Genomic DNA, 19,137 nt, shown 5'->3' on the forward strand with positions numbered 1-19,137 from the left:
CAGTTGAGTCCGTACGAAACCCCCGAGCCCGTCCGGGTTCCGTACGGCTCACGCGCTCCGCAGGGCGGCGACAAGGCCGCGCAAACGGTCGAGGCCCGCGAGCGGGACCAGGCCGAGGTGGTAGAGGTGTGCCTCGCTCAGGCCGGCGGCGACCAATCGGGCGGCCAGCGCGCCGAGGCCCTCCTCCTCCGCGGGCAGGGTCTCGGGACGGAAGTAGCCGCCGACGGCGGTGGCGGGTGGCGCCAGATCACGGAGGGCGGCAACCGCACCACCGCCGGGGCCGGAGACGGAGCCGTAGTCGGAGCCGGAGCCGGCCTCGGAGTCGACCGCCCAGCAGTTGGCGACCACCGCGTCGATGCCCTCGGCCACGGTCGGCCCGACGGGCGCGAAGGCCCCGGTGGCCCAGGGGGACGCGGAGCCGTGCAGGGTGACGCGGATGCCGGGCGCGGCGGTTCGCGCGGTGGCGACCAGTCGGGCGTGCAGGGCGGAGGCGGACGCGTCGGCGCCCGCGCGCAGCACGGCGGCCGTCTGCGCCCCCAGGGCTTCTTCGGGACTCTTCGGCGGCGACTGCGGCGGCCCGAGCGCCGCACGGACCTGAGCCGCGACGCGTTCGGGATCGAGGCCGGACGCCCGCTGGAGGCGCCGGCAGGAGGCGCAGAAGCACAGCGAGAGCAACTGGCGCTGGACGGTGGTCCACTGGGCGAACTCGGTCTTGTCGTGATGGCCTCCGTGATCCACTCCCAGCGGACCGGCGGCCTCCAGGATCAGACCGTCGGCCTCGCCGAGCAGGGCGACCTCGTGCACGAGGGTCGCGCAGTAGTCGGCGACCTGGGGTGCCTGCGGGCACAGGGCGTAGGGGTACGGCTCACCGAAGGCGTTGCGCCGCACGAGGTCCGGATTCTCGCGCCCCAGCACGCTGTTGTGGGTGAGGACGGTCCATGCGGCGACCCGCAGTCCCGCCGCGACGAGAGCCTTCCGGGCCACGGTGAAGGAGTCGGGTACGGTCCATCGGGGAACTCGGGGCACCAGCCTCATGCCCTGCCAGGCGGCGGGGCGGACCGGGAGGTAGCAGGCGGCGTGTTCGGCGTCCACCAGCCGGTGGCGCGGGTGGAGCGGGGTGGCGGCGCGGGTGCTGTGGTAGTTCGCGGCGACGGCCACGGTCTCCACGCCGGCCTCGCGCGCCCGCTCGGCCGCTGCGGGATCACCGGCGAAGTCCCAGGGATACGCGTATCCGGTCGCCGTCACCATCGGAACCTCACCGCCTGTGTGTGGATTCGGGAATGTTCAGACCTGTGAACTCCGGTCATGTCCATGAGCGTTGCGAACAGTAGGCACCTGCTCGAGACATCGTCAAGCACCGCCTCCGCCTGGGCGCCTACGGTTGGCGATCTCCGGGAACGCTCTTCCTCGCGTTCACGTATGTGACTACGTTCTCCGCATGGAGACCTCACACACGCCTACGCCCCGGATCATCCTGCTCACCGGTGCGGCCGGGGGCGTCGGCACCCTGATGCGCGAACTGCTGCCCGCCTACGGCTACCGGCTCCGCCTGCTCGACCTGGTACCGGTCGACGGCGCACCGGACGCGATCGTCGCCGACCTCGCCGACCGCGAGGCACTGCGGGAGGCCGTCCGGGGCGTCGACGCGGTCATTCACCTCGCGGGGATATCCCTGGAGTCCACCTTCGAAAAGGTAATGGCCGCCAACGTCACCGGCCTGCACCACCTCTACGAGGCGGCCCGCGAGGAGGGGGTGCGCCGCGTCGTCTTCGCCTCCAGCAACCACGCCGTCGGCTTCACCCCGCCGCCGAGCGGGGACGACCCGCTGATCCCCGTCGGCACCCCGCGCCGGCCGGACAGCTTCTACGGCTTGTCCAAGTGCTTCGGCGAGGATCTGGCCCAGCTCTACTGGGACCTGCACGGCATCGAGACCGTATCGGTGCGGGTCGGCTCCTGCTTCCCCGAGCCGACCACGGTCCGGATGCTGTCGATGTGGCTGAGCCCCGCCGACTGCGCACGGCTCCTCCATGCGGCACTCACCGCCGAGGACGTCGGGCACACGGTCGTCTACGGCTCCTCCGCCAACACCCGGCTGTGGTGGGACCTTTCCTCGGCGCGGTCCATCGGATACGAACCGCAGGACGATTCGGAGCGGTTCGCGCAGCGGCTCATCGCCCGGCAGGGAGTCCCGGGCGAGGACGACCCGGACGGCCTGTACCTGGGCGGCCGCTTCTGCACCGACCCGCCGCGCTGGCCGCACTGACGGCCCCGACCGCGCAGCAGGCGCGCGGCAAGCGCCTGGTAAGCACGTAGTAAGCACGTAGTAAGCACGTAGTAAGCACGTAGTAAGCGCTTTCCACGACTCGTGCGCGAAGCATTGACGAAACACCAACTGCGGCTTAGCTTCTCGTCATTGCTCTTCGTACATCATATATGAGACGCGATACACGAGATCTGAGAGTGCGTCATGGCCTTCGCCCCGAGCCCCATCCCGTCCCGCACCCAGTACGTCCTGGAGGCGATCAAGCACGACATCCTGACCGGAACCCTGAGTCCCGGTCAGGCCCTGGTCGAAACCGAACTCGCCGCCCACTTCGGGGTGTCCAAGACTCCGGTCCGCGAGGCGCTCAAGACCCTCGCGGGCACCGGGCTCGTCGTGGTCAGCCAGTACAAGGGCGTCACCGTGCGCATGGTCGACGCCGACATGGCCCGCGAGGTGTACGACGTACGACTGCTCCTGGAACCGGAGGCGGTCCGCCGCACGGTGGCCGCCCGCGCCCCGCTCGACGCGGCGCGCGAGGCGCTGCTGCGGGCCGCAGGAGCCGAGGACCCCGCGGAACGCTCGCTCGCCAACCGGGAGTTCCACCGGGCTCTCTACCTGCCCTGCGGCAACCCCCTGCTCGGCCGGATGCTCGACGAGGTCCGCGACCAGGCCGCCCTCGTTTCCACCGTCGCCTGGGCCGCCGTTCCTTCCTGGGAGCGCGAGGCCGCCGAACACGAGGAGATCCTGCGCCTCGCCGCCGCCGGTGACGCGGACCTGGCCGGCCGGGCCGTCCACGACCACATCGCCTCCTTCGTCCAGCGCGCCTTCCCCCAGGACGCCTTCCCCCAGGACAGCGAGTGACCATGACCTTCGAGACCCTGAGGACCGCACTCGCCGATGTCGTGGCCATCCCGGTCACGCCCTTCACCGCTGCGGGCGATCTGGACACCGGCGCGCACCGCGCGCTGCTTCGCCGCCTGATCGACGGCGGCGTGCGCACGCTCACCCCGAACGGGAACACCGGTGAGTTCTATGCCCTGACACCCGAAGAACGCTTGCGGGTGACGGAGTTGACCATCGAGGAGGCGGGCGGGAACGCCGCGGTCCTGGTCGGTGTGGGGCACGACGTGCCGACGGCGGTCGCGGCCGCCCGGCACGCACGCGCCTGCGGAGCACCGATGCTGATGGTGCACCAGCCCGTGCACCCGTACGTCTCCGAGGACGGCTGGGTCGACTACCACCGGGCCATCGCCGAGGCCGTGCCCGAACTCGGCATCGTCCCCTACATCCGCAATGCACAACTGAGCGGCGTGCGGCTCGCGGAGCTGGGCGACGCCTGCCCGAACGTGGTCGGAGTGAAGTACGCCGTCCCGGACGCGGCCCGGTTCGCCGGTTTCGCCCGTGACGCGGGGCTGGAGCGCTTCGTCTGGGTGGCGGGGCTCGCGGAACCGTACGCCCCTTCCTACTTCGCGGGAGGTGCGACGGGCTTCACCTCCGGCCTGGTCAACGTCTGTCCCGCGCTCTCCCTGGAGATGCTGTCCGCCCTGCGGGCCGGCGACTACCCGGCCGCCATGAAGGTGTGGGAGCGGATCCGCCGCTTCGAGGAGCTGCGGGCCGCCAACGGCAGCGCCGACAACGTCACCGTCGTCAAGGAGGCCCTCGCCTCGCTCGGTCTGTGCCGGCGCGACATCCGCCCGCCCAGCCGCGAGCTGCCCGTATCCGCGCGCGCCGAGGTTGCCGCGATAGCCGCCGGATGGCGGACATGAGCCTGCGACCCGACCAGTTGCGCAGCCACCAGTGGTACGGGACGGACGGACTGCGCTCGTTCAGCCACCGCGCCCGCACGCGCCAGCTCGGCTACCTCCCCGAGGAGCACATGGGCAAGCCGGTGGTGGCGATCCTCAACACCTGGTCCGACATCAATCCCTGCCACGTCCATCTCCGGGACCGCGCGCAGGCCGTGAAGCGGGGCGTGTGGCAAGCCGGTGGCTTCCCGCTCGAATTCCCGGTCTCCACTCTCTCCGAGACCTTCCAGAAGCCGACGCCGATGCTCTACCGCAACCTCCTCGCGATGGAGACGGAGGAGCTGCTGCGCTCCTATCCCGTCGACGGCGCGGTTCTCCTCGGCGGCTGCGACAAGTCGACACCGGCACTGCTGATGGGCGCGGCCTCGGTGGATCTGCCGACCGTCTTCGTGCCGGCCGGGCCCATGCTGCCGGGCCATTGGCGGGGCGAGACCCTCGGTTCCGGCACCGACATGTGGAAGTACTGGGACGACAAGCGGGCGGGCCTGATCGGCGACTGCGAAATGGCCGAACTGGAGAGCGGGCTGGCCCGCTCCCCCGGCCACTGCATGACGATGGGCACGGCCTCCACGCTCACCGCCGCCGCCGAGACCCTCGGAGTGACCGTGCCGGGCGCCTCCTCGATCCCGGCGGTCGACTCGGGCCACGACCGGATGGCGGCCGCCTCGGGGATGCGGATCGTGGAGCTCGTACGGCAGGACCGGCGACTGTCCGCGATCTTGAACCGGGAGGCGTACGAGGACGCGGTCGCCGCCGTCCTGGCGCTCGGCGGGTCGACGAACGCGGTCATCCACCTGATCGCCATGGCCGGCCGTTCGGGGGTGAAGCTCACGCTGGACGACTTCGACCGCATCGCGCGGACCGTTCCGGTGCTGGCCGACCTCCGCCCCGGCGGGCGGTTCCTCATGGAGGACTTCCACTTCGCCGGCGGCATGCCCGCCTTCCTCTCCCGGCTCACCGACGTGCTGCACCTCGACCGGCCGACCGTCTCCCACGACACGCTGCGGGAACAGCTCGACGGCGCCCGCGTGCACAACGACGAGGTGATCCGGGAGCGCGAACGGCCCCTCGCACCCGAGGGCGGGGTCGCGGTGCTGCGCGGGAACCTCTGCCCGGACGGCGCGGTCATCAAGCACATCGCCGCCGAGCCGCACCTGCTCAAGCACACGGGCCCGGCCGTGGTCTTCGACGACTACCGCACGATGCAGCGGACCATCGACGACCCGGCGCTCGAGATCACCGCGGACCATGTGCTCGTACTACGGGGCTCCGGGCCGAAGGGCGGCCCGGGGATGCCGGAGTACGGGATGCTGCCGATCCCCACGTACCTGCTGGAGCAGGGCGTACGGGACATGGTCCGGATCTCCGACGCCCGTATGAGCGGCACGAGTTACGGCGCGTGCGTGCTCCACGTGGCGCCCGAGTCGTACGTCGGCGGGCCGCTCGCCCTGGTTCGCACGGGCGACACCATCACCCTCGACGTCGAGACGCGCTCCCTTCATCTGCACGTCTCCGAGAACGAGTTGGCGCATCGGCGCGAGGCGTGGACCCCGCCGCCGGCCCGCTACGAGCGCGGCTACGGGGCGCTCTACACCGAGCAGATCACCCAGGCCGACACCGGATGCGACTTCGAGTTCCTGGCCCGGCCCGGGGCGACTCCCGATCCCTACGCGGGCTGATCCCTTCGCGCGAACCGGCGCGACCGGCGCGACCAGCCCGACCGGCCCGACCAGCGCCTCGGCCGCCTCCGCCGCGTCCGCCTGCCCGAAACACCGAGAACGGAGCCACCGTCATGGCCTCAGCTGTGACCCGCCGCACGGGAGCACCCCCCCGCCGACTGCCGTACCTGCTGATCGCCCCCGCCGCACTGCTGATGCTGGGCTTCATCGCCTATCCCGTGATCAGCGTCTTCTACTACAGCGTTCAGCACTACAACCCCACCAAGCCCTGGCGGAACGGCTTCGCCGGCTTCGACAACTTCGTGCGCATCTTCACCGACGACCCGCACTTCTGGGGGACGCTGATCTTCAGCGCGAAGTGGGTCGCCGTCGAGGTGAGCCTGCAGCTGCTGTTCGGCCTGGCGCTCGCGCTGATCGTCAACCAGACCTTCGCGGGCCGCGCCCTGGGTCGGGCGCTGGTGTTCTCCCCCTGGGCGGTCTCGGGAGTACTGACGTCGGCCATCTGGGTGCTGCTGTACAACTCCCAGACCGGCATCACCCGTTACCTCGCGGACATGGGGATCGGCGAGTACGGAACGTCCTGGCTGTCCGACACCTCCACGGTCTTCTCCGCGGTGGTCGTCGCCGATCTGTGGCGCGGCGTCCCCTTCTTCGCGATCCTCATCCTCGCCGACCTCCAGTCCGTACCGAAGGACCTGTACGAGGCCGCCGAGGTCGACGGGGCCGGCCGGCTGCGGCAGTTCCTCCACATCACGCTTCCGCACCTCAAGGACGCGATCATCCTGTCCACCCTGCTGCGGGCGGTGTGGGAGTTCAACAACGTGGATCTCCTCTACACGCTCACCGGCGGCGGCCCCGCGGGCGAGACGACCACGCTGCCCCTCTACATCGCCAACACCAGTGTCGATGCCCACAACTTCGGATACGCCTCCGCCCTCACGACGGTGGCGTTCACCATCCTTCTCTTCTGCTCGATGGTCTATCTGCGCCTGAGCAAGTTCGGAGGCGACAGCAAATGAGACGGCGTCGCGCCTGGGACGAGGTCCCCCGGTGGCAGATCTACCTGCCGCTCGGCATCTATCTTCTCTTCACCCTGATCCCCTTCTACTGGATCCTGCTCTTCGCCCTGCGGCCGGCGGGCTCCACCTCACTGGTGCCGTGGCCCATGACCACCGAGCACTTCGAGAAGGTGTGGACCGAGCGGGGCTTCGCCACCTTCTTCCAGAACAGCCTGCTCATCGGCCTCGCGACCCTGGTGATGACCACGGTGATCGCGCTCGCCGGGGGCTACGCGCTGGCCCGCTTCGACTTCCGGATCAAGAAGGGCTTCATGCTGGCCCTGCTGTGCTCCCAGTTCATGCCGGGGGCGCTGCTGCTCGTACCGTTGTTCCAGACCTTCGCGAGTCTGCGCATGATCAACTCGCTGGGCAGCGTCATCATCGCGGAGACCGTCTTCCAGCTCCCCTTGTCCATGATCCTCATCAGCGGCTTCATCAAGAACGTGCCGTACTCGCTGGAGGAGGCGGCCTGGGTGGACGGCTGCAACCGCTTCGGCGCGTTCCGCATCGTCGTCCTGCCGCTCCTGCGGCCCGGTCTGGTCGCCGTCGGCTCGTTCGCCTTCGTCCACGCCTGGAACCACTTCCTCTTCGCGCTGATGTTCCTCAGCAGCCAGGACAAGCAGACCATCCCGGTCGGCCTGAACACCCTGATGGGCGCGGACAGTGTCGACCTCGGCGCCCTCGCCGCGGGTGGGGTGATCGCGGCGGTGCCCGTCGTGATCGTGTTCGCCTTCATCCAGAGGTGGCTGGTCACCGGCTTCAGCGCAGGGGCGGTGAAGGGATGAGCAACGCCTCCGGCACCCCACGCACCCCCGTGCCCGTGGTCCTGGCGGGTGCGCGCGGCCACGGCCGTTCGCACCTGCGGGGCATCCGCCGGCTCGAACACCTCGGCCTGGTCCGCCTCGTCGGCGTATGCGAGCTGCGGCCGCTCGACGCCGGCGAGTTGGAGGGGTTCGGCGCCCCGGAGCAGTCCTCGGACCTCGACTCGCTGCTGGCCTCGACCGGGGCCGGGATCGCCGTGCTCTGTACGCCGATCCAGACCCACACCGATCTGGCCCTGACCGCCGCCCGCCACGGCGCACACATCCTCCTGGAGAAGCCCCCTGCACCGTCGTACGCGGAGTTCCGCCGGATGGCGGACGCGGTCGCGGAGGCCGGCGTGTCCTGCCAGATCGGCTTCCAGTCCCTCGGATCGCATGCCGTTGCCGCCATCAGGCGGCTCATCGAGGAGGGTGAGATAGGCGAACTCCTCGGAGTCGGCGCGGCCGGGGCGTGGGTCCGTGACGAGGCGTACTTCCAGCGCGCGCCCTGGGCCGGCCGCCGGCGCCTGGACGGCGTCGACGTCGTCGACGGGGCCCTGACCAACCCGCTGGCCCACGCCGTCGCCACCACGCTGGCCCTCGCCGGCAGTACGCGGGCCGAGGACGTCGAGGCGATCGAGGCCGAACTCCTGCGCGCCAACGCCATCGAGTCCGACGACACCTCCTGCGTCCGGATCGTGACCTCGGCAGGCACCCGGCTCACCGTCGCGGCGACCCTGTGCGCCGAGACGGACTCCGAGCCGTACGTGGTGGTCCACGGCAGCCGGGGCCGCATCACCTTCTGGTACCGGCAGGACCGGGTGCTGCTCCAGCGGGCCGGGCACGGGCCGGAGGAGAGCGTCCACGGGCGGACCGATCTCCTGGAGAACCTCGTCGGCCATGTGACGGACGGCGAGGGACTGTACGTACCGCCCGAGGAGACCGGCGCGTTCATGCGGGTCGTGGAGGCGATCCGGCTGGCGCCCGACCCCGTGGCGCTGCCGGACGCGTACTGGCGCACCGAGGCGGGCCGGGCCGCGCCGCGCCGGGTCGTCGACGGGATCGACGCACTCGTCGACAGGAGTGCCCACGCGCTCGGCCTCTACTCCGAGCTGGGCGCCCCCTGGACGCTGCCGACCGGGGCGGGGACCCGATGAACGTGCCCCTCGTCCTGCGCCGCGCCGGCCGCCCGGTGGCGCGTTACACGACCACCCCGGACCTGGCGCCGGACCACTCCCCCCGGCCCTACCTGCATCCGGTCACCACTCTGACGGGGGTCCCCGTCACCGAGCTGATGCCGGAGGACCACCCGCACCACCTCGGCGCGGGCGTGGCCGTGCCCGATGTGGCGGGCCACAACTTCTGGGGCGGGCGCACCTTCGTACGCGACCGGGGACCGACCGCGCTCGACAACCACGGCGTGCAGCGGCACGACGGCTTCAGCCGCCTCGACCAGGACGGCTTCGTGGAGGAGCTGAGCTGGACGGCCGGGGGCCGGGTGCTCCTGCGCGAACGCCGGACCGTGGTGACGGCGGCACTGAGCGACTCGGCCTGGGCCCTGGACTTCACCTTCTCGCTCACCGAGGCGTCGGGCCAGGACCTTTCCTTCGGCAGCCCGGCCACCAACGGACGCCCGGGCGCCGCCTACGGGGGCTTCTTCTGGCGCGCCCCCAAAGAGGCGGCGGCCCCGGTCGTCTTCAGTGCGGACGCGGACGGCGAGGAGGCCGCGCACGGCTCCCGTGCCGACTGGGTCGCGCTGGCCGGCCGGGGCTGGACCCTGGTCTTCGCCGGAGCGACCGAGGAGACCCGGCGCGATCCGTGGTTCCTGCGCGCCGCCGAGTATCCGGGCGTGGGTTCCTCCCTCGCCCCCGGCCGGCGGCTGGCCGTCGCGGCCGGAGCGAGCGTCGTACGGCGGGTGGTCACCGTGGTGGCCGACGGCCGCCTGGGGCGGGCAGAGGCCGCGGCGCTGGTGCGCAAGGCGGTCGCGGCATGAGCCGCACCGCGCCCCGGCCGTGATCGCCCCGCTCCGCATCACCCTGTCCCCCTTCGCACATCCCCGAGAGACCCCGAGAGAAGAGAGTCGACGATGACCGGTTTCCGTCAAGGACGACGCAGAGCTGTCTGCGCCCTCGCCCTGACCAGCGTGCTCGCCCTGACCGTCACCGCCTGCGGAGACGACGGCAGCGGCGCCGCGGGTGACAAGGGCGGCGAGGGTTCGGGCAAGGGCGAGATCACCTTCTGGGACAACAACGGCGGTGTCCGCACCGACGTCTGGAAGGTGATCATCGCCGACTTCGAGAAGCAGAACCCCGGGATCAAGGTGAACTACGTCGGAATCGCCTCGACGGAGGTGCAGTCCAAGTACGACACGGCCATTCAGGGCGGAGGCCTGCCGGACGTCGGCGGCGTCGGAGCGGCGATGCTCGCCGGGATCGCCGTGCAGAACGCCTTGGAGCCGCTCGACGCACGCGTCGACGGCAGCGCGCTCAAGGGCAAGCTCAACGCGGGGATGGTCGAGAGCGTGAAGTCGGCGGGGGGCAAGGACAAGCTCTTCACCGTTCCCACCTCCGCCAGCAACGGTGTGCTCTACTACCGCACCGACTTGTTCGCTGCGGCCGGCCTGCCGACGCCCGACACCTGGTCCGCGTTCTACGCGGCGGCCGACAAGCTGACCCGGAAGGACGCGAACAAGTTCGGCTACACCATCCGCGGCGGTGCGGGATCCATCGCCCAGGCGCTGGACGCCATGTACGGCCAGAGCGGGGTCACCGGCTTCTGGGACGGTGACAAGACCACGGTCAACGACCCCAAGAACGTTGCCGCGTTGGAGAAGTACGTGGGGCTGTTCAAGAACAACACCCCTGCGGCCGACGTCAACAACGACTTCACCAAGATGGTCGCCCAGTGGGACAGCGGCGAGATCGGCATGGTGAGCCACAACCTGGGCTCGTACAAGGACCATGTGAAGGCGCTCGGTACGGAGAAGTTCCGGGGCGTCCCGAACCCGACCACCGACGACGGCACCCGTGTGCAGGTCTCCCACCCGGTCGACGGTCTCGCCCTCTTCTCGTCGAGCAAGAACAAGTCGGCTGCCTGGAAGTTCATCGAGTTCGCCGCCTCGCACGCCTCCAACAGCAAGTGGAACGAGTCGGCGGGCGCCATCCCGGCCAACACCGAGGCGGCCCAGGACCCCTGGATCCAGAAGGCCGAGCCGACCAAGCTCGCCGCCGAGGCCCTCTTCAGCGGCAAGGCCACGATCGTGCAGCTGCCGTACTACCTGCCCGACTGGAACACCATTTCCAAGGCCGACAACGAGCCCGCCTTCCAGAAGGTCCTGCTCGGCAAGTCCACGTCGAAGGATTTCCTGGACAGCCTCGCCGAGCAGCTGAACACGGCGCAGGCCGAGTGGAAGACCCAGAAGAATTGAATCCTCCTCTCCCTAAAGGGAGGGGATTCCTGGCTCACGTGGGCTGTGGACCGGCGGTCCGTCAGCTCTTACACGATCGGCACCAGCCGGGTGGAGACCAGCCCGGACGAGCATCACGCGAGCGGAGTTCTTATCCCTGGGGGACACGGCTCCGCACGCGATGCACGAGTAGGTTCGTTCCGAGAGGGGTAGTGCGTGCTTGGTTCTCGCTCCGCACTGCGCGCAGTCCATGGTGGTGTGCGCGGGATGGACAAGGTGCACGGTCCGGCCGTGCTTTCGGCCCATCTCGATCAGGGCCGTCTTCGTGGCACCGATCGCGGCGTCCGCCGCTTTGCGTGCCAGGGTGGACTTGGCGAGGAACTTCGCCTTGAAGTCCTCAACGGCCAGGGCGTCATGGTCGCGGACCACCTTCTTGGCCCACTTTCGGCCGGTGTCCTGACGCTGCCTGGAAATCTTCATCTGCGCCCTCGCGGCCTGCTGCCGCGCTTGACGATAGCCCCGTGTCTGGGCCTTGCCCTTGGGCGTGCGGCGTCGCGCCATCATGCGCTGGTAGTGCGCGAGGCGGTCGGCGGCTTTCCTGCCGTACTGGGCGTGGGGCAGGTCGTGTTCGTCGGACGTGGTGGTCGCCGTCTCCCTCACGCCCCAGTCGATGCCGATCACCGCACCCGTGGAGGGCAGTGCCTCGACGGTCGTGGGGACGACGAAACTTGCGTACCAGTGCCCGAGGCTGTCTCGGTACACACGCACCGACGACGGCGGCTCGGGCAGATCCCGCGACCACACGACGCTCACGCTGATACCCCCCGCCAGATGCAGGCGCCCGTCCTTCAGCCGGAAGCCGCGCTGCGTGTAGTTGAGCGTGGGGTCCATCATGTGTTTCTTCTTGTACTTCGGCATCCCGGCACGCTGCCGCATCGGAAACCGGGCCTTGATGTCCTTGAGGGCCTTCGTGCGGGATCTGGCGAAGTCGCGGATGATCTGCTGCTGCGGAACGCTGCTGCCCTCACGCAGCCACGCCATCGAGCGTCGGGCCCCGGTCAGTATCTTGTCGAGCTGCGACGGACCACACGTCGCCTTCTCAGCGGCCGTCTTGTTGTGGGTGTGCACCTTGCGGGACATCGCCACGCACTCGTTCCACACCCACCGACACCGCGCCCACTCCGCCTCAAGCCGGCCAAGCGCGGTGGACGACACGCGAAGCCGGAAGGTGTACCGGGCATGCCCGGTATCCCCGTCGCCCATCGCTGCTGTCGGCATGCTCCCCAACCTAACCGCCCCCACTGACAACGAAAGAGAGCGCAGGTCAGAACAGATGCGCAACGAACTCCGCCGCTACGCGGCTCTGCCCCAAGGACCCATTCCTCCCAGGGCTGAATCCCGAGGCATCCTGGGAGAGATCAGGTGACCTTCACCCGCCGCCGGGCGGTCACGGCCGGGGCAGGGCTCGCCCTCGCCCTGGCCGCGGCCCCCGCCGTGACCGCGACCCCCGCCGCGGCCGTCCCCCGGGGAAAGGGGTGCGGGCGCACCCTCTACATCGCCGGTGACTCCACGGCGGCGCAGAAGTACGCCGACGCCGCCCCGGAGACCGGGTGGGGCATGGCCCTGCCCTTCTTCCTGCACCGGGACGTCACGGTCGCCAACCACGCGGTCAACGGCCGCAGCACCAAGAGCTTCATCGACGAGGGCCGGCTGACCGCGATCCTGGACGTGATCCGGCCCGGAGACCTCCTGCTGATCCAGTTCGGCCACAACGACCAGAAGACCACGGACCCCACGCGCTACACCGAGCCCTGGACCACCTACCAGGACAACCTGGGCCGGTTCGTCGACGGCGCGCGCGAGTGCGGGGCCCTGCCGGTCCTCGCCACCTCCGTCGAGCGCCGCAGGTTCGACGCCGAAGGCACCGCTCTGCGCACCCACGGGGACTATCCGGCCGCGATGCGGCAGGTGGCCGCCGAGGAGGACGTCGCCGTCATCGATGTCCAGGAGCAGTCCCTGGCCCTCTGGCAGGAGCTCGGCCCGGAGACCACGAAGACGTACTTCAACTGGACGGCGACCGAGCAGGACAACACCCACTTCAACCCGCCGGGCGCGATCGCCGTGGCCCGGATGGTCGCCACCGGCCTCCTCCACGCCCGCGCCCTCGCACCGGGCGACACCCGCCGCACCGACGAGGAAGTCCCCGCGCAATGGATCACCTGGCCCGATTCCGAGGAGAGCTGAGCATGCGACCCACACGAGCATGGGCGGTGGGCGCCACCGCCCTCGTCCTGAGCGTCACCGGACCCACGGCCGCCGCGCACGCCGGACCCGCGGCGCCCGACCCCGCCCGTCAGGTCCTTGCGGCCGGTGACGGCTGGGCGTCCGAAGGTACGGGAACGAGCGGCGGCGCCGCGGCCGATGCCTCCCGCGTCTTCACCGTCACCACCTGGGAGCAGTTGCGTGCGGCGCTCGCCGTCGCGGGCACCGAGCCGCGGATCGTCAAGGTCGTGGGCACGCTGAACGCCACGGCAGCCGGCTGCGCGGCCTTCGAGGCTCCCGGGTACGACTTCGCGGCGTACCTCGCCGCCTACGACCCCGCGGTCTGGGGGCACGACACCGAGGTCAGCGGGGAGCAGGAGGATCTGCGCGCCGCCTCCGCCAAGGCGCAGGGGAAGGCCATCAAGGCGTACGTCCCCGCCAACACGACGATCGTCGGCGTCGGCAGGAACGCCGGCATCACCGGCGGCAGCCTTCAGATCCAGGGCGTCGACAACGTCGTCGTCCGCAACCTGACCGTGGAGAGCCCTCTCGACTGCTTCCCGCAGTGGGACCCTACGGACGGGGCGACGGGTGCGTGGAACTCCGAGTACGACAGCGTGGTCGCGTACGGCTCCACCCATGTCTGGATCGACCACAACACGTTCACCGACGGGGCCCACCCGGACAGTTCGCTGCCCTCGTACTACGGTGAGCCCTACCAGCAGCACGACGGCGAGCTGGACATCGTGCGCGGCGCCGACCTGGTCACCGTCTCCTGGAACGTCTTCGCCGACCACGACAAGACCCTGATGATCGGCAACAGCGACAGCGCGGGCGCCACCGACCGCGGCAAGCTGCGTACCACCCTCCACCACAATCTCTTCAAGAACGTCGTCGAGCGGGCGCCGCGGGTCCGTTTCGGCAAGGTCGACGCGTACAACAACCACTTCGTGGTGCGCGGTTCGGACTATTCCTACAGCCTGGGCATCGGAATCGAGTCCCAGCTCGTCGCGGAGAGGAACGCCTTCACGCTCGCCGGGGGCGTCCAGGCCGGCAAGATCCTCAAGAAGTGGAAGGACGCCCCGGTCACCACTGCGGGCAACCTCGTCAACGGTGCGCCGCTCGACCTCCTCGCGGTCCACAACGCCCAGTTCCCCGAAGAGATCCTGCGCGCCGACGCGGGCTGGACGCCGTCCCTTCGCACCCGGGTCGACGTGCCGCAGGCCGTGCCCGCCCTCGTCGACCACCGTGCGGGCGCGGGCCGCATCTGCTGACGTTCCGGACGCCGCTTCCTCTCCCCTCCCTTGCAGCGAAGGAGCTCCCGCATGCCCTCGCACCACTCACGGGCCGCTCTCGGCCGCCGTTCCCTGCTCACCGCCGGTGCCGGAGCGGCGTTCGCGCTCGCCGTGTCCGGCGGCCGCGCCGCCGCCCACCCCGGGGGCGGCCCGTTCGGCCGGTTCGGTTCGCCCGCCGCCCGGCTCACCGAGCGCACCCTGTACGTCCACCCGGGCGGCTTCGGAGACCACACCACCGTCCAGGCCGCCGTGAACGCGGCGGACGGCTCCGGCTGGACGCTGGTCCTCGCACCGGGCAGGTACCGGGAGACCGTCGCCGTCAGCCCGGCCCGCACCGCCATGACCTGGATCGGCGCGAGCGAGAACCCCCGTGACGTCGTCGTCGTGTACGACAACGCGGCCGGCACGACACGGCCCGACGGCGGCACGTACGGCACGACCGGTTCGGCAACGACAACCGTCCAGGCGGACGGATTCACCGCACAGTGGATCACCTTCGCGAACGACTTCCTGCGCACCGACCTACCCGGGAATCCCGGCACGCAGGCAGTCGCGATCAAGGTCCAGGGCGACCGGTCCGCCTTCTTCCACTGCCGGTTCCTCGGACATCAGGACACCCTCTACACCGACTCGATGGCGCTGGCCACCGTCGCCCGCCAGTACTTCGCGCACTGTTACGTCGAGGGCGACGTCGACTTCGTCTTCGGCAGGGCCCGCGCGGTGTTCGAACACTGCCACTTCCGTACGCTGCTGCGCGCCGATCTGGCGGGCGCCCCGTACGGCTTCGTCTTCGCCCCCTCCACCGCTCGCGTCAACCCGTACGGCCTGCTGGCCGTCCGCTGCCGGGTGACCAGTGAGGCACCGGACGGCTTCTACAAGCTGGCCCGGCCCTGGGTTCCGGGCTCGGACCCGACCGCATGGCCGTCCCTCGTCGTCCGTGACAGCGTGCTCGGTCCGGGCATCGACGCCACCGCACCGTACGCGAACATGCGCGACGCCTATCCCTGGCAGGCCCAGCGCTTCGCGGAGTACCGCAACACGGGTCCCGGTGCGCGAACCGACATCCCGCAGAACCGCCCTCAACTCGCTTCCTCACAAGCCGCGTCGGCGACGCGCGAGTGCTATCTGGCCGACTGGGCTCCTGACGGCCGGTTCGACGGCGATCGGCTCCATCATGAACCAGGGGGTGTCGTGGGGTCAGTCGACGCCCAGGAGGTGTCGTAGGGATTCGGGGCGGGATGCCAGTTCCGCGGCGGGTGACTGGTGGACGATGACTCCCTTGTGCATGACCGCCACGGTCCGGGCCACGGAGAGGGCGAGGGCGAGGTTCTGCTCGACGAGGACGACCGACATGCCCTGCGCACTGACCTCGCGGATCACCTCGCCCACTTGGGCGACGATCGCCGGAGCAAGGCCGTCGGACGGTTCGTCGAGGAGGAGCAGGCGCGGATTGCCCAGGAGGGCCCTGGCTATCGCGAGCATCTGCTGTTCTCCTCCGGAGAGCTGGTCTCCGCGGTGTCCGAGGCGCTCCCCCAGGCGCGGCAGCAGGTCGAGGACTCGGGTCCTGGTCCAGGGGCCGTGCGCCGGGCGCCGCGAGGCGATGGTCAGGTGTTCGTCCACGGTCAGCGGGGCGAAGACCCTGCGGCCCTGGGGAACGACGCCGACGCCTGCGCGGGCGATCACGTCGACGCGGGCGCCGGCGAGGTCCCGGCCGTCGAGGCCGACGCTGCCTTCGTAGGGGCGGACGAGTCCCATGACCGTCGAGATGAGGGTGGTCTTCCCCACTCCGTTCCGCCCGAGGAGGGCTACGGTCCCGCCCTCGTCGAGGTCCAGGTCCACACCGCCGAGGACGACGCCCCCGGCGTAGCCGGAGCGCAGTCCGCGGATGCGCAGGAGCGGGTTCACGAGGTGACCTCCATCGTGCCCAGGTAGGCGGTCTGGACTTCGGTGGAGGCGCGCACCTCGTCCGGGGAGCCGGTCTTCAGGTGCCTGCCGAGGTGCATGACCGTCACCGTGTCGGCGAGTTCGAAGACCATGTCGAGGTCGTGCTCGATGAGGAGTACGGTCACCTCCCCCGGCAGGGCGGCGATCAGTTCGGTGAGCCGCGCCGTCTCCGCCGGCGACATGCCGGCGGCCGGTTCGTCAAGGAGGAGCAGCCGGGGATCGGTCCCCAGCGCCACCGCGACCTCCAGCTGGCGCCGCTCGCCGTGCGAGAGCTCGGCGGCCGGGAGGTCGTGGCGGGTGGGCAGGCCCACCCGGTCGAGCAGTTCGTGCGCCTTCGCGATCGCCCCGGCGCGGGAAGCGGCGCGGGATCCGGCTCGGGAACCGGCCCCGGAGCTCCTACGGCGTGCCACCGCGAGGAGTACGTTCTCCAGCACGGTTTCGCGCATGAAGAGGCTGGAGTGCTGGAAGGTCGCGGCGACGCCGAGCCCGACCCGGCGGTGTACGGGCAGCCGGGTCACGTCCCGCCCGTCGACGAGGATGGTTCCGGCGGTGGCGGGCAAGGTGCCCGAGATCAGGCCGAACAGGGTGGACTTGCCCGCGCCGTTCGGGCCGATGACGGCGTGCCGGGCGCCCGGCCGCACCGTCAGGTCGACCTCGTCCAGGGCTCGGAAGGAGCCGAAGTGCCGGGATACCGCGCGCAGTTCCAGTAGGCCGTGGTCTTGGCTTGTCACGCCGTCCTCTTTCGGGTGAGCCTGTGCGGGATCCGTACGCCGGCCAGTCCTCGGGGCAGCGCGTAGACGGCGATGACGAAGAGCAGGCCGAGCAGCAACGGCCCGCGTCCGGAGACGACTTCGAGGTTTCCGAGGTAGTCGCGGGTGAGCCAGACGAGCGCGGCGCCCGCGCAGGCCCCGCGCATCGAGCCGGAGCCTCCGATGACCACGGCCAGCAGGGCCAGTGCGGCGATCTCGAAGCCGGCGTCGCCGGGCGAGACGAACCGCTGCACCGAGACCCACAGGGCCCCTGCGGCGCCGGCCAGCGCCCCTGCGCCGCAGTAGGCGGTCAGGGCGTACCGCTGGGTGGGGTAGCCGATCGCCCGCATGCGGGGCTCGTTGTCCCGGATGCCGCGCAGGGCGAGGGCGAACGAGGTCGAGCCCAGGCGGGAGACCGCCGCGAAGAGCAGCAGGAACACGGCCAGGACGTAGAAGTAGACCAGCCCGTCGAGCTCCAGGGCGGGCATGCCGGGCAGGGGGACGACGGGCGGGATGCCCGACATCCCGTCGGTGCCGTTCGTCAGCGACTTCCAGTTGACGGCGGCGCTGTAGGCGATCTCGCCGATGGCCAGCGTGAGCATCAGGAAGACCACGCCCCGGGCTCGTACGGCAAGCCAGCCGGTCGGCACGGCCACCAGCGCGGAGACGCCTGCGGCGATGAGGAGTTGGAGCGGTCCGATGTCGGTGATCCGTGTCGCCGTGATCGCCGCCGTGTACGCGCCGACGCCGAAGTAGGCGGACTGGCCGAGGGTCGGCAGCCCGGTCAGGCCGGTGAGCAGGTTCACGCTCAGCACGAGGAGGGCGAACACCAGGATCCGCGACAGGGTGCCGATCGCGTACGGACCGAGCACGAAGGGGGCCAGGGCGAGTGCGCCGGCCACGGCGGTGGCCGACAGCCGCCGCCGTATCGCGGAGGCGGGAGATGCGGATGCGGTTGTGGGTGCGGGTGCGGGTGTGGGTGCGGATGCCGACGGGCTCATGCGCGCACCGCCGACGCGACCAGGCCGTGCGGGCGGAGCACGAGGACGAGGAGCATGGTGCCGAAGAGGAGGAAGGGGGCGTACTCCGGGAGCAGCGCCACCCCGAGGGTCTGCACCTGGCCGATCAGGAGCGCTCCGGCGAGTGCGCCGCGCACCGATCCGAGGCCCCCCACGACCACGACGACGAGGGAGAGGACGAGGACGGTCTCGTCGACGCCCGGCCCGGGGCCGAGGATCGGCGCCCCGAGGACTCCGCCGACGGCTGCCAGGGCGGCGCCGGACGCGAAGACCCCGTAGAGCACCTTGCGGACGTCCACACCGAGCGCGCGGACCATGTCCCGGTCGGCGACGGTGGCCCGTACGAGGGCTCCGAGCGAGCTGCGCTCGAAGACGAGGTACACGAGGAGGGCGAGGCCGGCCGCGACGGCGATGAACACCAGCCGGTAGACCGGATAGGCGTGGCCGAGGAGACCGACCGTCCCGCGCAGCGCCGTGGGCGGGTCCGTGGGCAGGACGTCTCCGCCGAAGGCCGCGGCGAGGAGGTCGGCCACGATGAAGGTGATGCCGAGCGTCAGCACGGCTTGGTCCAAGTGGCCCCGGTGGGCCAGGGGTTGGGTGAGGAAGGTCAGCGCGGCCCCGCCCAGGGTGCCCACCAGGGCGCCCGCCAGCAGGGCGAGGAGGAGACCCGTCAGGGTCCCGTCGGAGAGGGCGTAGGCGACGTAGGCGCCGGCCAGGTAGAGCGTGCCGTGCGCGAGGTTGAGCACGTCCATCATGCCGAAGACCAGGGAGAGTCCGACCGCGATCGTGAACAGCAGCAGACCGAAGGCGACCCCGTCGATGACGCTGACGAAGTTGCCGTCCAACCATCCGGACAT

Annotated in this window: 18 protein-coding genes; 12 read left to right on the top strand and 6 right to left on the bottom strand. The window is 70.6% G+C overall.

Going from position 1 to position 19,137, the window contains the following annotated elements; genetic code table 11:
• Positions 1-48 precede the first annotated feature (48 nt).
• Entirely contained in the window at positions 49-1,248 is a 1,200-nt protein-coding gene (locus OG276_RS04175; RefSeq protein WP_266902837.1) for a hypothetical protein, read from the bottom strand.
• A gap of 190 nt (positions 1,249-1,438) precedes the next feature.
• Here OG276_RS04175 and OG276_RS04180 point away from each other — a divergent pair, with 190 nt between their 5' ends.
• The 9 genes from OG276_RS04180 to OG276_RS04220 all read left to right on the top strand — a co-directional run bounded on the left by OG276_RS04180 (position 1,439) and on the right by OG276_RS04220 (position 11,032).
• Complete coding sequence (locus OG276_RS04180) at positions 1,439-2,263, top strand: NAD(P)-dependent oxidoreductase (protein ID WP_266902839.1); 825 nt, start codon at positions 1,439-1,441, stop codon at positions 2,261-2,263.
• Positions 2,264-2,467: 204 nt separating this feature from the next.
• Entirely contained in the window at positions 2,468-3,124 is a 657-nt protein-coding gene (locus OG276_RS04185) for a GntR family transcriptional regulator (RefSeq protein WP_266902841.1), read from the top strand.
• A 2-nt stretch (positions 3,125-3,126) separates the two neighbouring features.
• Positions 3,127-4,029, top strand: coding sequence for a dihydrodipicolinate synthase family protein (locus OG276_RS04190; protein ID WP_266902843.1), 903 nt, complete (start codon positions 3,127-3,129; stop codon positions 4,027-4,029).
• On the top strand, positions 4,026-5,747 hold the full coding sequence (gene araD, locus OG276_RS04195; protein ID WP_266902845.1) for an L-arabinonate dehydratase: 1,722 nt from the start codon (positions 4,026-4,028) through the stop codon (positions 5,745-5,747). Before OG276_RS04190 ends, araD begins: the two co-directional genes overlap by 4 nt.
• Before the next feature lie 113 nt (positions 5,748-5,860).
• A complete protein-coding gene (locus OG276_RS04200; protein ID WP_266902847.1) occupies positions 5,861-6,766 on the top strand; it encodes a carbohydrate ABC transporter permease in 906 nt (301 codons plus the stop codon).
• Positions 6,763-7,590 carry a carbohydrate ABC transporter permease gene (locus OG276_RS04205; RefSeq protein ID WP_266902849.1) on the top strand — a complete coding sequence of 276 codons (828 nt, stop codon included), beginning with the start codon at positions 6,763-6,765 and terminating at the stop codon, positions 7,588-7,590. The genes OG276_RS04200 and OG276_RS04205 overlap by 4 nt, the downstream gene beginning before the upstream one ends.
• Positions 7,587-8,762, top strand: a complete 1,176-nt coding sequence (locus OG276_RS04210) for a Gfo/Idh/MocA family protein (RefSeq protein WP_266902851.1) — start codon at positions 7,587-7,589, stop codon at positions 8,760-8,762. The genes OG276_RS04205 and OG276_RS04210 overlap by 4 nt, the downstream gene beginning before the upstream one ends.
• A complete protein-coding gene (locus OG276_RS04215) occupies positions 8,759-9,598 on the top strand; it encodes a PmoA family protein (protein WP_266902853.1) in 840 nt (279 codons plus the stop codon). Before OG276_RS04210 ends, OG276_RS04215 begins: the two co-directional genes overlap by 4 nt.
• Before the next feature lie 93 nt (positions 9,599-9,691).
• Positions 9,692-11,032: a sugar ABC transporter substrate-binding protein gene (locus tag OG276_RS04220; protein ID WP_266902855.1), complete on the top strand. Its 1,341-nt coding sequence runs from the start codon at positions 9,692-9,694 to the stop codon at positions 11,030-11,032.
• 12 nt (positions 11,033-11,044) lie between these two features.
• On the opposite strand, the gene OG276_RS04225 is transcribed toward OG276_RS04220, so the two are convergent.
• Complete coding sequence (locus OG276_RS04225; protein WP_266902857.1) at positions 11,045-12,289, bottom strand: transposase; 1,245 nt, start codon at positions 12,287-12,289, stop codon at positions 11,045-11,047.
• Between the two features lie 144 nt (positions 12,290-12,433).
• On the opposite strand from OG276_RS04225, the gene OG276_RS04230 reads away from it, so the two are divergent.
• From OG276_RS04230 to OG276_RS04240, 3 genes are read left to right on the top strand one after another with little or no spacing between them, the layout of a single operon-like run.
• Positions 12,434-13,255 (top strand): rhamnogalacturonan acetylesterase, encoded by an 822-nt coding sequence (locus tag OG276_RS04230; protein ID WP_266902859.1) that lies wholly within the window; start codon positions 12,434-12,436, stop codon positions 13,253-13,255.
• Positions 13,256-13,257: 2 nt separating this feature from the next.
• Positions 13,258-14,547, top strand: coding sequence for a polysaccharide lyase family 1 protein (locus OG276_RS04235; protein WP_266902861.1), 1,290 nt, complete (start codon positions 13,258-13,260; stop codon positions 14,545-14,547).
• Between the two features lie 51 nt (positions 14,548-14,598).
• Positions 14,599-15,792, top strand: coding sequence for a pectinesterase family protein (locus OG276_RS04240; RefSeq protein WP_266902863.1), 1,194 nt, complete (start codon positions 14,599-14,601; stop codon positions 15,790-15,792).
• Here OG276_RS04240 and OG276_RS04245 read toward each other — a convergent pair.
• The 4 genes from OG276_RS04245 to OG276_RS04260 are packed head-to-tail and all read right to left on the bottom strand — an operon-like array spanning position 15,766 to position 19,137.
• Entirely contained in the window at positions 15,766-16,473 is a 708-nt protein-coding gene (locus OG276_RS04245) for an ABC transporter ATP-binding protein (protein ID WP_266902865.1), read from the bottom strand. The two genes, OG276_RS04240 and OG276_RS04245, sit on opposite strands and share 27 nt — an antisense overlap.
• Positions 16,470-17,243 (bottom strand): ABC transporter ATP-binding protein, encoded by a 774-nt coding sequence (locus OG276_RS04250; protein WP_266902867.1) that lies wholly within the window; start codon positions 17,241-17,243, stop codon positions 16,470-16,472. Before OG276_RS04250 ends, OG276_RS04245 begins: the two co-directional genes overlap by 4 nt.
• Positions 17,240-18,262, bottom strand: a complete 1,023-nt coding sequence (locus OG276_RS04255; protein ID WP_266902869.1) for a branched-chain amino acid ABC transporter permease — start codon at positions 18,260-18,262, stop codon at positions 17,240-17,242. The genes OG276_RS04250 and OG276_RS04255 overlap by 4 nt, the downstream gene beginning before the upstream one ends.
• Entirely contained in the window at positions 18,259-19,137 is an 879-nt protein-coding gene (locus OG276_RS04260) for a branched-chain amino acid ABC transporter permease (RefSeq protein WP_266902871.1), read from the bottom strand. The genes OG276_RS04255 and OG276_RS04260 overlap by 4 nt, the downstream gene beginning before the upstream one ends.

Source organism: Streptomyces sp. NBC_00086, assembly GCF_026343255.1.
GTDB lineage: Bacteria > Actinomycetota > Actinomycetes > Streptomycetales > Streptomycetaceae > Streptomyces.